At 37.8% G+C, this 14,898-nt stretch carries 13 protein-coding genes and 1 tRNA gene; 1 reads left to right on the plus strand and 13 read right to left on the minus strand.

Annotated elements, in window-relative coordinates; genetic code table 11:
* Positions 1–143: 143 nt before the first annotated feature.
* Positions 144–216, minus strand: a tRNA-Met gene (locus GVN22_RS20210).
* Between the two features lie 299 nt (positions 217–515).
* Positions 516–782, minus strand: a complete 267-nt coding sequence (locus GVN22_RS20215; protein ID WP_166552827.1) for a hypothetical protein — start codon at positions 780–782, stop codon at positions 516–518.
* A gap of 162 nt (positions 783–944) precedes the next feature.
* On the opposite strand from GVN22_RS20215, the gene GVN22_RS20220 reads away from it, so the two are divergent.
* Positions 945–1,457: a helix-turn-helix domain-containing protein gene (locus GVN22_RS20220; protein WP_166552828.1), complete on the plus strand. Its 513-nt coding sequence runs from the start codon at positions 945–947 to the stop codon at positions 1,455–1,457.
* A gap of 193 nt (positions 1,458–1,650) precedes the next feature.
* Here GVN22_RS20220 and GVN22_RS20225 read toward each other — a convergent pair whose 3' ends face one another.
* From GVN22_RS20225 to GVN22_RS20275, 11 genes are all read right to left on the minus strand, one after another.
* The gene (locus GVN22_RS20225) at positions 1,651–2,118 is read right to left on the minus strand and encodes a macro domain-containing protein (protein ID WP_166552829.1); all 468 of its coding nucleotides are present in this window, start codon (positions 2,116–2,118) and stop codon (positions 1,651–1,653) included.
* Between the two features lie 226 nt (positions 2,119–2,344).
* On the minus strand, positions 2,345–2,701 hold the full coding sequence (locus GVN22_RS20230; RefSeq protein WP_166552830.1) for a hypothetical protein: 357 nt from the start codon (positions 2,699–2,701) through the stop codon (positions 2,345–2,347).
* A 283-nt stretch (positions 2,702–2,984) separates the two neighbouring features.
* Positions 2,985–3,185: a YqaE/Pmp3 family membrane protein gene (locus GVN22_RS20235; RefSeq protein ID WP_166552831.1), complete on the minus strand. Its 201-nt coding sequence runs from the start codon at positions 3,183–3,185 to the stop codon at positions 2,985–2,987.
* 254 nt (positions 3,186–3,439) lie between these two features.
* Positions 3,440–3,817, minus strand: coding sequence for a nuclear transport factor 2 family protein (locus GVN22_RS20240; protein ID WP_166552832.1), 378 nt, complete (start codon positions 3,815–3,817; stop codon positions 3,440–3,442).
* A 113-nt stretch (positions 3,818–3,930) separates the two neighbouring features.
* Positions 3,931–4,800, minus strand: a complete 870-nt coding sequence (locus GVN22_RS20245) for a leucine-rich repeat domain-containing protein (RefSeq protein ID WP_166552833.1) — start codon at positions 4,798–4,800, stop codon at positions 3,931–3,933.
* 27 nt (positions 4,801–4,827) lie between these two features.
* Positions 4,828–5,568, minus strand: a complete 741-nt coding sequence (locus tag GVN22_RS20250; protein ID WP_166552834.1) for a DUF6090 family protein — start codon at positions 5,566–5,568, stop codon at positions 4,828–4,830.
* Between the two features lie 112 nt (positions 5,569–5,680).
* Positions 5,681–6,502 (minus strand): family 16 glycosylhydrolase, encoded by an 822-nt coding sequence (locus GVN22_RS20255; RefSeq protein WP_166552835.1) that lies wholly within the window; start codon positions 6,500–6,502, stop codon positions 5,681–5,683.
* A gap of 74 nt (positions 6,503–6,576) precedes the next feature.
* Entirely contained in the window at positions 6,577–7,758 is a 1,182-nt protein-coding gene (locus tag GVN22_RS20260; protein ID WP_166552836.1) for a glycoside hydrolase family 88 protein, read from the minus strand.
* A gap of 399 nt (positions 7,759–8,157) precedes the next feature.
* Positions 8,158–9,876, minus strand: a complete 1,719-nt coding sequence (locus tag GVN22_RS20265) for a RagB/SusD family nutrient uptake outer membrane protein (protein ID WP_166552837.1) — start codon at positions 9,874–9,876, stop codon at positions 8,158–8,160.
* 26 nt (positions 9,877–9,902) lie between these two features.
* Positions 9,903–13,025 carry a TonB-dependent receptor gene (locus GVN22_RS20270; protein WP_166552838.1) on the minus strand — a complete coding sequence of 1,041 codons (3,123 nt, stop codon included), beginning with the start codon at positions 13,023–13,025 and terminating at the stop codon, positions 9,903–9,905.
* 158 nt (positions 13,026–13,183) lie between these two features.
* On the minus strand, positions 13,184–14,878 hold the full coding sequence (locus GVN22_RS20275; RefSeq protein WP_166552839.1) for a RagB/SusD family nutrient uptake outer membrane protein: 1,695 nt from the start codon (positions 14,876–14,878) through the stop codon (positions 13,184–13,186).
* Between the last annotated feature and the right edge of the window lie 20 nt (positions 14,879–14,898).

Consider the following 14,898-nt stretch of genomic DNA (forward strand, 5'->3'; position numbering starts at 1 on the left):
GATAAAAGTGAGAATGATAAAACTATTTTGAAAATTGATCCTTAAGCCGCTCTACAGTACACAACACAAACTCAATCATTCCGAAAAATAGTAACACTGGAACTAGAAGTAATGGCATCATACTGTTAGTTGTTAAGGTTTAGTTGCAAAGGCAGGACTCGAACCTGCAACCTTTAGGTTATGAGCCTAACGAGCTACCTACTGCTCTACTTTGCGGTGTTAGTTATACTAGTTCAAATGCAGAAGATGGTATCCCATTTTTGTTTTAAAGTAGTCCAAATGTGGATTTTTTCTTCTTAGCGACTCAAAGTGATTTTTTCTGATGAATTCCTCTGCGGCTTTTCTATTTCTATTTGTGCCCATTGTCTAAATAGTTTACGAGATTGGGTAGAGCTTGTGCCCTCTTGTTAATCAAGGGGGCGTTTTTTATCAAAAGTCATTGAGGCTATTGCTAAAACAACCGAAATAAATATAAGGACAAGAAAGTCGTTCATATACACTTTAAGTTTTTAATTTTAAGCAACTTCTTGTAACGATTGGTTATTTTGCAAAGCTAAGGCTTGTTCCATTTCATCAGGATGATACTTTTTTAAATACTCCCAAATTACCTCTTTTTGGACTGGAGTAAAAGTATCATACACACAATGATTACCCCAAGTTCTTTCTTTCATCCCCTGAAACCACTCATTCTGTAAGCAATAACGTTTTAAAGATGTTTTCGGAATATTCCCTTGGAAGAGACCGTAAACTTCCTTCCAATTTCTAAAGTCTAGAGTTGTCATAAACTTGCGCTGGTTAGAATATTTACTTAAGTAATGAAAAAAAATATACACTATTTGCACTCAAAATGTGCATTTTTCGTTTACTTAGTGTTGTATTTGATACGAAAGTATATTTTTTTTCACTACGATGCAAATATTTTTTAATCATAAATTAAAATAAATATGAAAGTTTCTGATTTTCAAGTACTTGAAAAAGTAAAAAAATTATTGATAGCTGACAGGAGAACTTTCAAAGAGTTAGCTGAAGGAATTGGAATGACTGAGCAAGGTTTGAGTACAAGTCTAAAAAGGGGAACACTCAAGCTTGAAACACTGGTGCAAATAGCAGATTACTTAAAGGTTGATGTTAGTTTCTTTCTATCAAGTAGCTCTAAAAATGATGAAGAGTTATATCCAGCAAGTAAACAAAGCGTAAATAATGAGGATAATAAATATCTCTTAGATATTTTGGCTAGGATAGAAAAACAAATGATTGATAAGGATGAACAGATTAAAAGAAAAGATGAGCAATTAAGCCAATTGTTGAATACAAACAATGCATTGGTGATGGCTCAGTTGGGTCGAACAAATTTTAACTTGGGAATAGCCGATACCATCAGTTCGGATAATGAGGAAAAAGTAGGCAAAATAATTTTGTTTACGCCCTTATTTGAAGCGTTAGTAGTAACAGCTTAAGAACTGCGGCTATTCTCCATAGCATTTTACGATAGTGCTATATGGTTGAAAATCAGATATTTAAGTGTAGTCCTGCGTATTCCCGTACGGACTACCAAGCCTCTCCAATGGAGAGGCTTTTTTGTTTGTATATAGTTCGTTTTTATTCCACTCATTCTTTTCGATTGCTTCTCTTTTTTGTAGTAAAACCTTTTTAAAAATCATAAACCCATACGGAGTTGGCTTTTTCATCCAGCGAAGCGATAATCAGAGGTTCTATCTGGTCCCAGGTTCCGCCTGCTAACCCACAACCGATTCTTGGCATGTGTACCGAAGCATTTTGTGCTTTTGCAAATACTCCTACTTTTTGAAGTCCTTCCAACACAGCTTCATAGCGAATCGGTGGATTTCCATGTTCATCCTTATTGATTTTGTGTTGTCCGATAAGATTAGCAACCCAAAGGTTTTCTTCTACTTGGACAAATTGTACTTGTCCGAGGTCAAAATTTTCTTGGGATTTATACCAAGCGCGATACTGAAGTTCTGGTTCTTTCCAGCGTTTTGATATAGCCATGACAAATCCTTTTCCCCAACCGCCGATGTCGTTACAAATATGTACAATAATCTTGTTCCCTGAAAGTGTAGGTGCGGTTGCGTCTCCTTTGATATAGTTAATAGACATAGTTTTCTATGGTTTGATGAAAGTGGAAAATTGAAAAGGCTTACCATTTCTCCACACTTTAGGATATAAGCAAAGCCTATTTAGCTTTAAAAGCTTTAATTAGTTTTGCTGTAAGTAAGCATTTTGCAGTGAAATTCAACTTTAGTTTGATTGTTGGAGGTCGTCATGACTATGCTCATTAGCTTGATGAGTATAGTTTTTTAGGTTTTGAATGTTAGGGTAAATATTAGTCATTTAGGTCATGCTTTAACAATACAACATTGGGATTTTTCTTTGAATATACTATTTCAACCGTATCACCTACTTCATACTGTTTGTAAAATTCCGTTTTAACTCCTGTTGTTAACAAATATTTTTTTCCGCCGATAAGATAAGCAACATCAACTCCCTTTCCCTTATATGACCTTTTTGTGGTGATAACTCCTTTTGTATATATAGGATTTGATAGTATTTCTGCTTGAGTTTCTTCAAAACTTATATCCATATACTTCCATATTATAAGTACAAGAGAAAGCGTGAGTAATACAGCTAGAATAACTGATATGACCTTTTGAAGTAACTTGAATTTAAAGCCCAAACCCATCTGAATGTTTGTTTAAATGTGGTATTAAAACTAACTTTTGTGATATTACAAGCACCTTCTGTACTAATATTTATTATTGATGCGCTCTTAAGGTCAACTTATCTACCCATAAGGTAAATGAATGGATGCTTTAACCCGTAATATTTCTAAAACTATCAACTTTCCTAACGTCGATAGATGAAATATAACAGAAATACTGTTTGAGTTTTCAGAAAAGAATCCAATGCTTTATTCGCACTTTATATTAGTTATGCCCTCAAATGGTGTTTATGATTGAACTAATCTAGTTGGATTTCATCGCTTTTATCAATCGTTCGGTACGCTTGTCGGCACGGGCATTTTGTAGTGAAATTACGGCCCAGATGGCAGCAGGAATCCAGCCAATGAGCGTTACTTGCAAAATCAAACAAATAATAGCCGTTAATATTTTTCCTCTAAATAGGAAAGATAAAAATGGGAAGAAAATCGCTAACAGAGTCATCATAATAGGTTGTTTTTGTGAAAAATTTATCTACAATTATGAAACGAAATAGAACGATTCTCAGGCAATAACAAAGATTTTTGTGATATAAGAACTTTTATTGGTACAAACACCGAGTTTAGTGTGGTGAGTTGTTGACTATCGATAAAATTGCCTTATGATGAATTTGTTTATAAATGATGATGCCTACTTATTATTTAGTAGATGGGTAAAGAATAAAAAGCACGTTTATAGCCGAATAGTGCTGTTAGGATTTATCAACTAATATCCGTCAATTTAGTAATAGTATTTCCTTTAAACTCAAATATGGATTTTCCTGATAATTGTAGCACTTGTCCTTTTTGTAATCCATTAGGGAAATCCATGCCAAGGGTTGCTACATACTGTATATCAACCTCTGTGGTATGTTCGAAGTGGGTAATAGCAGTAATGGTTTGAGTTCTTTCAGAAAAATAGGCTTTTGCAGTTTCAGCTTGTTGTCTAAATTCGCTTAAGCCATTTAGCACTAGATTTGTTTCACCATTTTGTACGTTTTCAAATACAACATTACTGTCAAAATCTTTCACCATTTGGTCTATATCAAATTGATTATATCCATCGATATAGTTTTGTATAATTGCTTCTCGATTTGTCATGATGGATGGTGTTGGTTTGTCGTGAATAGATTTTGTTTAGTCCTTTCTGGCAAAATTGTCTTTTATTTTTAATACTTTATTCTACCATTGCCAGAATTTTCGGTAGTACTCTTTCAATCTTCGTCTTCATATTCCCAATGAGCTAAATATCTATGAAATAGAATTGTTGGGATTAGTGCTATTTTATTAAAATTCCTTATTTGAAACTTCATTAAAGGGTTTTCACTTAAATCCAAATATTTCAGATGCGAAGATTTGGGCAATTCAGGTAAGACTTTAATACGGTTTTTTCCAAGTTTTAAGCTTTCTAAATTTGATACTAGGTAAATATCTTCATCCACTAATTCGAGTTGGTTATTCGAAAAATCAATTTCTTGTAGACTTTGAGTGAAAATTATATCTTCTGGGACTTCCTTTAGTTGATTACCTCTTAAGTACAAATGCGTAAGCTTTATATCTGGAGGAATTATGAAGGTCTTTATGTTCGATAAGTGATTATGACTGTAGTTTAATACTTTGAGTTTTGTGGAGTTGAATGGAATCCCAAAGGATGTTAATTTATTTTGATGGACATCTAATGTTTCTAAATAGAGAAGTTTTAAAATCGGAGCTGGTAGTTTTATAAGGTTATTGTGGCTTAGATTCAAATAGCTGAGTTTAGGAAGTTTTTCAATAGCGTTTGAAACTTTGCTAATACGATTTCCTTTGAGATTAAGCGATTTTAGATGCTGTAAATACTTTATTTCCATGGGTATTTCACCAATATCGTTGTTCTCTAAACTTAATTCTTCTAAATACAGGCAGCTAAAAATCTCTTTGGGAATACTTTTGAGATTTTGTTGTTTTAAATAGAGCACTTTAACTTTTAAGGGGGTCTTACGTATTTCAGAAATAGCGTAAAAAGTACTATCAACCTTTAGGGATTGACTTATTGCGGTTTCTGTCAATAAAATTAGAATAAGATGTAAAACGATTTTGTGCATAGATTTCCTGAATTTAAAAGGTTATCACTATTTATTTTCCTCCTCAATCTCCTTCAGGATTTTCTTGGTATGTCCTATGAGAATTGTGTATTGGCTTCTTAACTCATATAGACTTCTCGAGGCATAGAAACTATATTTTTGGAGATAGGGGATTTTTAAAATCGTTGGGTTGATAGGAGAAATTTTATGGTCAATACTATTTTCTGATAAGTCTACATTGGGCTGGCTGAGCGACCATTCGTCTAGGTTTTTGCGTTTGTAGCTTAAATATTCTAATTCCAGACGAGTCAACCAAGTGAAACGTTCCTCATATAAATCGGTAATGTCGTTTAACAAAGCTTTGTTTTTGAGAAGACGAAAATAACCAGCACTTTTGGCTGCTTCATAGTTGCCATTGTTGGGGCTAATTAGGGTAGTTGTATAAAAAAGAGTAGCATTTGATGTAAGAAAAGAACTTATACTATCTTGGGTAATTTCGGGATGGTAGTTTAATGTCCTGATAAAGGTCGCGCATTGTAGCTGTCGGCTAATAGAAACAGAGTCTTCCTTCATTTCTAGCAAATCATGCGTTAAGTCTCTTGAAATACTTTTGAGGAAGTTTTGTGCTATTTCCTCATTTTTATTATCCTCACTCCAATTATTTACCCACAAACTTATGGTGATTGATACAATAATGATAATAGCTTCAGTAAGGAAATAGGCTCCCTTTTCGATGAGGGAAATTTGTATTTTCTTTAGAAGAGAGGTAATGTGTTTGATGAGTTTCATAGAGTTCAAGAGATGAAATGGTGTAGGCAAGATACGATTTTTTCATAAAACTATGATGATTCAAAAATCAAGGAGGCGCGATAATCTGCGCCTCCAAGCAGGTTAGGCGATTTTACTTTTTTTGATATACTCGTACATAGTCTACTTCAAAGCGATTGGGGAAAGTGGTATTGCTTGGGTCGCCACCATTTTGTCCGCCAATAGCCAAATCAAATAGCATGTAGTGCGGTTGTTTGAAGGGGTTAAATCCACTTCCATCTTTATTTTCAAGTTGGGAGAGGGGTGTGCTTATCATCAATTGGTCATCGACGTATAGGGCTATATGTTCTTCGTCCCAATCCATGCGCCAAGTATGAAACTGGCTTGCCCAAGCGCTATCTACGCTTTGGGTTTTACTATGCCATTCGGTTTTGTTACTGGTACCCAAACAGGCAATATTGGCCAGTATTTTGCCTCGGTAAAATTCCATAATATCGATTTCGCCATTGGCTGGCCAAGGTTTTTGGACGCCCAAAGTCCACCAAGCTGGCCACAAACCTGAGCGAATGTCAATTTTGGCTCGTATTTCAAAGCGACCATATTGCCATTGTTGTTTTCCTTGGGTGATTAAACACGAGGAGGTATATTCGATATTGGGACGGTTTTCTCGCCAAGATTTACTGCCAGCCTTATAATTGGGGTTGGGAAGATTCACCTTTTTAGCCTCAATGATTAATAAACCATTTTCACAACGAGCGTTATCTGGTTGATACCATTGTAGTTCTTCGTTGCGGACAAAGCCTTTTTCGTAATTCCAATTGTTGGGATTGGGTGCGCCATCTTGATTAAATTCATCTGCCCAGACCAGTTGATAAGGGTCTTTAGGCTTTTCTTGTGCTATTCCAGTGCAACTGGTAAGTACCAAAGTGGCAAAAATGAGGTTTTGTATTTTCATAGTGAGGGATTTTTAGGCTAGGAAGCCTCAGAGAAAACCGTGCTGGATAGGAATCCAGCACGAGGATTCAATGTTTATTTCCAAGCCAAATATCTTTTCATTCCTTCTAAATAATAATAATCTGCATAGGTCAACGGAACATCGATTTCCGTATTTTGCGGAATATGTCCAACGCAATGTTCGATGATAAAGCCCCCATTTTTGCCTTGTGCTGCATGGTAAGGCGCTTTGGAAAGATTTACCAAAATCGTTTCTGCTTTTTTGAAATAAGCCTTATTGAGCTTTGACGTACTGTATTTTGCTAGTTCCAAAAGTGCGGAGGCGGTCACTGATGCCGCCGATGCGTCTCTTAAAGCATTAGGAATATTGGGCGCATTGTAATCCCAGTACGGTATTTTATCTGCTGGCATATTGGGATTGCTCATGATAAATTTGGCAATATTCTGCGCCTGTTTCAAGTAAATAGGATTTTTGGTTTCACGAAACATGACTGTATATCCATAAAGCCCCCATGCTTGTCCACGTGCCCAAGCCGATTCGTCGGCGAAGCCCTGCGCGGTTCTTTTTTGTTGAACCTCTCCAGTCGTCGCATTGTAGTTGATTACATGGTAAGAACTGTAGTCTGGACGAAAATGGTTTTTCATGGTTGTATTGGCATGAGTTACCGCAATCTTGTAATAGCTAGAGTCGCCTGTGACTTTCGTAGCCCAGAAAAGCAACTCTAAGTTCATCATGTTGTCGATAATCACCAAGTATTCGTTTTTGTTGCTATCCCACGACTTGATACAGCCTACTTTTGGGTCGAATCTCGAAGCCAAAGATTTAGCACTTTGAATCAAAATCTCTTTGTATTCAGGTTTAGGGTCAATGTCTTTGGCATTACCAAAACTACAAAACATCATAAAACCCAAGTCATGCGTAGAAGTATTGAATTTTTCTTTTTCTAATACCTTCAAAATACGGTTTGCCTCGGTCAATGTAGCTTGGTCTTTGGTTTGTTCATAAATGTACAACAAAGAGCCAGGGTAAAAACCACTGCACCACCAGCCTGAGCCACTCCATTCGTATTTGTCTGTTTTAGGGAAATAGGTTTTAGGAAATTTATCTGCTGGAAGGTTTTTGGCTAAAACTTTATATTGAGCTGCTGCCTCTGCAAAAGCTTGTTTAAAAAGCTTTTTGTTTTGAGCAGATTGGGCAAAAGATTGAGTCGTTAAAAAGGTTAGCGTATAAATTAAAATTAGACGTAAGTTTTTCATAAATAATGTAATGAATTAAAATGAGTAAAAAAGTTTTTTAACTGTCGTAAAACTACTTCGAATCGCTTGCTCAGGAAGGGCGTATTTTAAGAAAAATAAGGGGTTAAAACGTTCAAGAAGAAATAAGAGTCGTAAGCTGATAGATCAATTTACGACTCTTATAATAGGTGCAGTCCCAATCAGTCAATTATTCGTAATTTTGAGTTAGGAGTGCTGAGCGTCCATTTCGGATATCGGATGTTGGATTTCGGAAGTATACTCAAACTTTTTATTGATATTTTGTAAAAAATAAAAGTATGTTACTTCATTTCCGAAATCAGAAATCCCAAATCTGAAATAGTTGGAAGTTCTTCATATTTTTGAAAAAGAACTCCGCACTCAACACTCAAACTTCTTCTCTTACCATCCCGGATTTTGGAGCATAGCTGGTGCTTTGCGTACTTCCGAGTCAGGGATTGGTAATAAATACATTTCGGGTCTGAAGTTGTGTCTTCTTATCGACTCTGTTACTTGATAGGTATAAGTATTGTTAGCGTTTTTGATAATTCTCATACGCTTGTTATAACCGTTTGAAACATCCATCGCAATTTTCCAACGACGAATATCATTCCAACGATGGTCTTCAAATGCCAATTCGACACGGCGCTCGTTGCGGATGACTTCACGCATTTGCTCTTTGGTCATATTCGCTTTCAAACCATACAATTTGTCATCACCAGCGGTTATACCAGCACGGTCACGAAGTGCAATGAGAGGTGCATAAGCTAAATCTGTTTTGCCAGTTTCGTTGATAGCCTCCGCATAACTGAGCAATACCTCGGCATAGCGCATCAACGACCAACCACGGTTAGTAGTAAAACTACTGTTTGAAGAGATATTGGCATCACACATTTTTCTGCTGTAGTACCCCGTTGTTTGTCCTGCCTGCGTAAAGCCATCAGAAGGGGCATTTTCGTAAGTCAAAACTTGTCTTTGAGCATTAGCACTTGCCAAATAATACATCGATTCGTTGTACACAATCGAGTATTCAAAACGTGGGTCACGGTTTTTGTAAGGGTTATTAGGGTCATAACCCGAAGTTGCATCCGAAATCGCTTTTCCGTTTTTCATTGGAAAAGCATCTACCAAGTTTTGCGTAGGCATCGCATTATATGCCCCGCCACGGGTAGGCATATTATAAAACCCTTCCATGTCACGGTTGGCAGAACGGTTTTGGAAAATAATAAACTCAGGGTTTACACGATTTAAAAACACCTGATAAAAACCATAACCAGGCGCAGTTGTATTGTCTTTGTACAAAGAATATTCTCCCGAATTCATTACTGCCATAGCTGCATCAGCAGCTTTTTGCCAATGTGCTACATCATACGTGGGATTGCTCACGATTTTGGCAAGGTCCGCATTTTGCGTTTCAGCACCACCATTGAACAATGGGCTTGCTGCATATAACAAAATACGAGATTTGAGTGCTAAGCAAGCGCCACGAGTAGCTTTACCATAATTTTGCTCAGAATAATCAGTGCTTTTTGGTAAAACTGCTGCCGCTTCGTCGAGTTCTTTTACCAGATAATTAACACAGTCGGCATAAGAATTTCTAGGTAAATTGATAAAGTCGGTAATATCATACACCTTATCACCAACGATTGGCACACCTCCAAAGCTAATCAAGAGCCAATGGTAATACCAAGCACGAAGAAATCGTGCCTCGGCAGCCATTTGAGCTTTGAGTGGTGCCGATACAGGAATAACGGGTAGTTTTTCGAGTAATAAGTTCACCCTACGAATATTGTTGTAAGGTGTTGACCAAAATTCGAAAAATGGAAAGTTCGTCGGGCTCACCGTTCCACTGTAAAGCACGACGGCTTTTTGTCCAGTTCCCGAATAGCGATATTCAGCATCGTCGGTAGCTTCTTCTGTATTACCGTGCGAATCCCAACGTCCTTTAGTATAGCTAAAACCTATATCACTGTAAATACGGTACAAAAACGCCACACTTCGGGTACTATCTGCAAAAACAGTTTCTTCTGTTAGCGCTGTAGTTTTGGGGTCAAGGAAATCATCCGACGAAAAGCAGGAAGTGAGTCCTATAGCACAGGCGAGTAATAATATTTTTTTCATAAAATTGAATCAATGAGTTGAAATCCTTAGAAAGTTGCGCTGATACCAAAGTTGATTAACCTTTGTGGAGGATAACTCACACGGTCGGTACCCGATGAAATTTCTGGGTCAAGCTGATAGAGTTTGTCAAGACTTGTGAATGTCAGTAAGTTAGAGCCATTAACATAAATTCTTGCTTGCTGAATACCCAATCCTTTGGTCAAACTACTTGGTAAATCGAAGTTGATTTGCGCATTTCTCAATCGTAAATAATCCCCTGGAATCAACCAGAATGTTGATGGATAAGCTGTTGGGTCACTAATACCGCCAAGCAAGGTCAAACGCGGGTATTTGGCGTTGTCGCCTAGCTCTGGTGTCCATGCGTATTTATGCACTTCGGTAAGATTTGAAGAGAATGCACGGATAGATTCTGCCGTTCCTCTCACACTGAAATTACGAGCTCCTTGGAAGTTGGCACTGATACTGATTGCTTTATAACGGACGCCCAAATTGATGCCATATACGGTATTTGGCGTGTTAGGATTTCCTGTCACCGACATATCAAAGCCGTCTATTTTGCCATCGCCATTCAAGTCGGCATATTTCAAATCACCTGGTTGTACTGGTACTGCTGTTTTAGGACTGCTAGCGATGTCATCGGCATTTTTATAGTATCCGATAAACGTATAAGCTCTCATTTGACCAATGCTGTTACCTGTGTACATTTGGTATGGGTACAAAGAGCTTGGTTCGTCTTGGAAGACAATTTTGTTTTTAGCTACCGAATAATTTCCCTTAATATAATACGAGAAGCCTCCTTTGGTAGGACTTTGATAGCCCAATTCGATTTCATAACCTCGGTTGTTTACTTTTCCCATATTTACAGGAGGAAGTCCTTGACCAAAAATGGCTGATACTGTACCACGAGTGGTCAAAATATCATATCGATTATTATCAAAATAGTTGAAGCTACCCGTTACATTGCTATTGAACAACCCAAACTCGATCGCTAAATCTAGTTTTTTCTCTTTTTCCCAAGTTACCTCGTTGTTGGCAAGCGTACCTTCGACTACGCCTGTATATAAGTTGCTTGAGTACCCAAAGTTAGGCGCTACTACCCCGTTACCATTTGAGTAATTTTGTTGATAGTAATAAGAGAAGCTGTTTCCTAAAGCGTCGTTACCTACAATACCATACGAACCTCTGATTTTCAACAAATCCATGAATTTTGGAAAAGAATTTTTATAAAAAGGTTCTTCAGAAATATTCCAACCTGCCGATACTGCTGGTAAAAGTCCAAATCTTTTATCTCTTACAAAACGGTCAGAGCCATTGTAAGCCACATTGAATTGTACCAAATAGCGATTTTTGTAATCATATCCCACACGACCAGAATAGCCTTGAAAGTTGTTAGGAATAAAATTATATACAGCATTGCTACTGGACGCTTCTGTAGAGTTACGGTTAAAAAGTCCTAGTGCGTACACATGGTGTTTTGAATCAAAAGTATGGTCGTAGTTGACCATCAATTGCATATTCAATACTCGTGATGTACTTCTGGCATCATATCCTAAGAAGAAACGACGCACACGATATACATTTGGATCACGTGCTTCATAGGCGTCTGTTGTAGAATTGTAGATAAACGATGGAAACTGGTCGCGGGTCATGCTACGACCGTAGCCATAGTTACTGGTAAATGATATACGACCTTGAACAAACAAGCCTTTGGTAAGAAAATCTAATTTTTGCTTTGCTGAGCCAATGAAGTTGATATTACTTTCATTGGTTTGGTTATACCCATAGTACTTCAAACGTCCCACTACGTTGTTGACGTTGTAGCTTGGGTTTTCGTTTCTAATCCAAGTACTGTAACCCAACGAACCATCTGGGTTATACACAGGATAAGCAAATGGCGCCAAAGTCAAGAAACTACTATAATCATAAAACAAGTCGTTGTAGCCAAATGGACTTCCTACTTGTGGCGTATTTACTTGACCAAAGTTTCCGTACAAATCCAATCTTAAATCAAGTGATTTTGTAACCGACATATCCAAGTTTGAACGATAGTTATAACGTTGGTGAAAATAATTACTATTTACCCCTTGGTCTTGACCAAAATCTTTGAGCATGCCATCTTGGTACAAATAACCTACCGAAACAAAGTATTTTACCTTTTGTGTACCGCCCGACAAATCCAAATTACCACGGTATTGTTTTGAAAATTGTTTGAACAAAACATCCTTCCAATTGACATTTGGGTGACCATAAGGGTCTTTACCATTTTTGAATAACTCCAAATCTTGGTCACTCCAACGTGGTTTAAACGATGGGCTTGGGTTTACGCTATTGTCATTAATTTGAGCCTGATTGTACATTTTTGCACTTTCGTAAGCATCCAAATACGTAGGAATAATCGTAGGCTGTGAAAGCGCCATTTCGGCACGCATCGAGATTTGCGGAGGACCTTCTTTCCCTCTTCTTGTCGAAACTACAATAACACCATTGGCACCACGAACCCCATAAATAGCGGTTGTTGAAGCATCTTTCAAAATCGAGAGATTTTCGATTTCGTTGGGGTCGATACGAGCAAATTGGTCATACGAGTATTCCACATCATCTACAATAATCAAAGGACGGTTGTTGCCATTGTAGGAACTCACCCCACGAATATAAAAGTTTGCGCCATCGGCACCAGGACGACCAGAGGGTTGTTGAGAGAAAAAGCCTGGGAGTTTACCTGCCAAAGCATTTTGCAAACTAGCAGAAGGGTTTTCACGAATTTCACGACCTGATACAGAACTTACAGAACCCGTCAAGGTGATTTTTTTCTGCTGTCCGTACCCAATGACAACAACTTCATCGAGTGATTTGTCTTCGTCTTCAAGGGTGATATTGACGGTGGAGCGACCAGCTACATTAACTTCTTGTTGTTTGAAACCAAGTGAACGAAATACGAGTGTATTGCTTTGCCCTTTTAACGTAATTTTAAAAAAACCTTTAACATCGGTAAGCGTACCATTGGTACTTCGCCCTTTTTCGAAGACTGCCACGCCAGGCAATACTTCTTTACCTCCTGTTACTACTCCCGACACCACTTGACCTTGAGCAAGGGTATTTTGTGCAAAAAGTGTAACAATAGAAATCCATATATAGAGTATTTTTTTCATAAAAACATGAGGATTTTCAGATGGGATTTAAGCCATGAATTTGTTCTTCATAACTATGAAGTAATCGTGCAAAATGAGACCTAGTTAATTTTGACTGTAAAGTGTTGATAATTAAAATTTACATTCAAGATTCATAGCTCATCATTCAGCATTCATACTTACCAGCCTTCGTTTTGAATAAGCTTATTGTTTTTTAGGGTTTCGTCATACGGTAAAGGCATACTGTATAATTTGTTCGAAAACTTCATCGTCGACACCACAAATGGCGTAAAAGTCAAGCTCGCATTGGTGTTTTTCACGATTTTCATCCCCTTAAGCGAACCATTTGTAGCAGTTTCTGCTATTTTCCAGCGACGAATATCCCAAAAGCGATGTTCTTCAAACGCTAACTCAATACGTCTCTCATTTTGGATAAGCGTACGCATTTCTGTTTGTGAAATACCCGCTTTGATGCCGTAGCGATTGTCTGTTCCTGCTCTAATACCAGCCCTTTTACGAATATCAATGATTCTTGTGACGGCTTCTGTGGTTCTTCCTAGCTCATTTAGTGCTTCGGCTGCGTTTAACAGTATTTCCGAGTATCTGAATAATGGGAAGTTATGGCTCTGGTTTGTATAGGTAGTATTGTTAGAAAAATCTGCCATAAACTTACGCAGATAATAGCCTGTACGTGTTTGAACGGCAATACCTCCTGGCTTATCCAAACCGCCTTCGAAAGTTTCAACGGCTCTACGCAACCAAGTTTGCCCATTAAAGAATACCGTCAAAGCCAAACGAGGGTCACGGTTGGCGTAAGGATTTTGTGGGTCGTAGCCTGATTGAGCATTGGTAATATCTAGTCCAGTAATCGTAGGAAAAGCATCAACTAAGTTTTGCGAAGGACTCGTCAATCCCAAACTTGCTGCTGGCGAACCAAAGCCTATTGGTGCATTGTAGTTTTCAATGAGAAAATTATTACCTGACTGTTTGGCAAGAATGATTTCTGTATTCTTTTTAGTCGTAAAAACACCTGAAAAAGAAGTCTGTAAAGCATAGTAGTTGAGTCCTATCAATTCGTTGGCAGCGTCCAAGGCTTTTTGCCAACGGTTGGCGTCATACGTAGGATAGCCCATTAAGGCCTTCAGGTTGGTATTGGTACTAATGCCACCACCATTAAACAACGGACTTGCAGCATACAACAAAGCACGACCTTTGAGTGCAATGGCAGCTCCTCTTGGAATTTTTCCCCAGTTACTATCCGAAACAGGTTCTGGTGTAAGTATTCCCTTTACGGCATCACATTCTGAAACGATATAGTTGATACACTCTTCGTACGTATTGCGAGGAATCGACAAATCGTCATTTATTGTAAATACTTGGTCACCAATCAATGGTACACCACCGTAGCGTTTTACTAGTTCGAAGTACAATAGCGCACGAATATAACGAGCTTCGGCTTTCCAGATGGTAATACTGTTGGGGTCAGCTGGAACTTTATCGATATTACTCAAGAAGATATTGACACGACGAATACCCGCATACGAAGTACCCCAATAAGGGTCGGGGTTGTTCACCGTACTAATTAACCCATTGGTATAATATTCTGCTTGACGATTGGTTCTAGACGGAATGGCATCGTCTGTACCTGTTTCCAGAAAGTCACCACCCAGTCCATTGATTCTATTAAAACCATCAGGGATATAACTGTAAATATTGTTGAGGAAAAAGACTGCTACGGTAGCATTTTTATCTTTATCGTCCCAAACCAATGTGTCAAGAATCCAATCACGAGGCTCAGTTTCTACTCTTTCGCAAGCCGCAAAAGTTAGTGCTGTAGCCAAAATAAAGGATGATATATATTTTTTAGAAATCATTTCTTCTGAAAATTTTATGC

Origin of the sequence: Cellulophaga sp. BC115SP, assembly GCF_009905545.1 — a bacterium.
GTDB classification, from domain to species: Bacteria; Bacteroidota; Bacteroidia; order Cytophagales; family Spirosomataceae; genus Flectobacillus; species Flectobacillus rivi.

Coding starts and splice junctions, on each gene's coding strand:
- GVN22_RS20215 (WP_166552827.1), bottom strand. CDS start 782: ATGACAACTCTAGACTTTAGAAATTGGAAGGAAGTTTACGGTCTCTTC.
- GVN22_RS20220 (WP_166552828.1), top strand. CDS start 945: ATGAAAGTTTCTGATTTTCAAGTACTTGAAAAAGTAAAAAAATTATTG.
- GVN22_RS20225 (WP_166552829.1), bottom strand. CDS start 2,118: ATGTCTATTAACTATATCAAAGGAGACGCAACCGCACCTACACTTTCA.
- GVN22_RS20230 (WP_166552830.1), bottom strand. CDS start 2,701: ATGGGTTTGGGCTTTAAATTCAAGTTACTTCAAAAGGTCATATCAGTT.
- GVN22_RS20235 (WP_166552831.1), bottom strand. CDS start 3,185: ATGATGACTCTGTTAGCGATTTTCTTCCCATTTTTATCTTTCCTATTT.
- GVN22_RS20240 (WP_166552832.1), bottom strand. CDS start 3,817: ATGACAAATCGAGAAGCAATTATACAAAACTATATCGATGGATATAAT.
- GVN22_RS20245 (WP_166552833.1), bottom strand. CDS start 4,800: ATGCACAAAATCGTTTTACATCTTATTCTAATTTTATTGACAGAAACC.
- GVN22_RS20250 (WP_166552834.1), bottom strand. CDS start 5,568: ATGAAACTCATCAAACACATTACCTCTCTTCTAAAGAAAATACAAATT.
- GVN22_RS20255 (WP_166552835.1), bottom strand. CDS start 6,502: ATGAAAATACAAAACCTCATTTTTGCCACTTTGGTACTTACCAGTTGC.
- GVN22_RS20260 (WP_166552836.1), bottom strand. CDS start 7,758: ATGAAAAACTTACGTCTAATTTTAATTTATACGCTAACCTTTTTAACG.
- GVN22_RS20265 (WP_166552837.1), bottom strand. CDS start 9,876: ATGAAAAAAATATTATTACTCGCCTGTGCTATAGGACTCACTTCCTGC.
- GVN22_RS20270 (WP_166552838.1), bottom strand. CDS start 13,025: ATGAAAAAAATACTCTATATATGGATTTCTATTGTTACACTTTTTGCA.
- GVN22_RS20275 (WP_166552839.1), bottom strand. CDS start 14,878: ATGATTTCTAAAAAATATATATCATCCTTTATTTTGGCTACAGCACTA.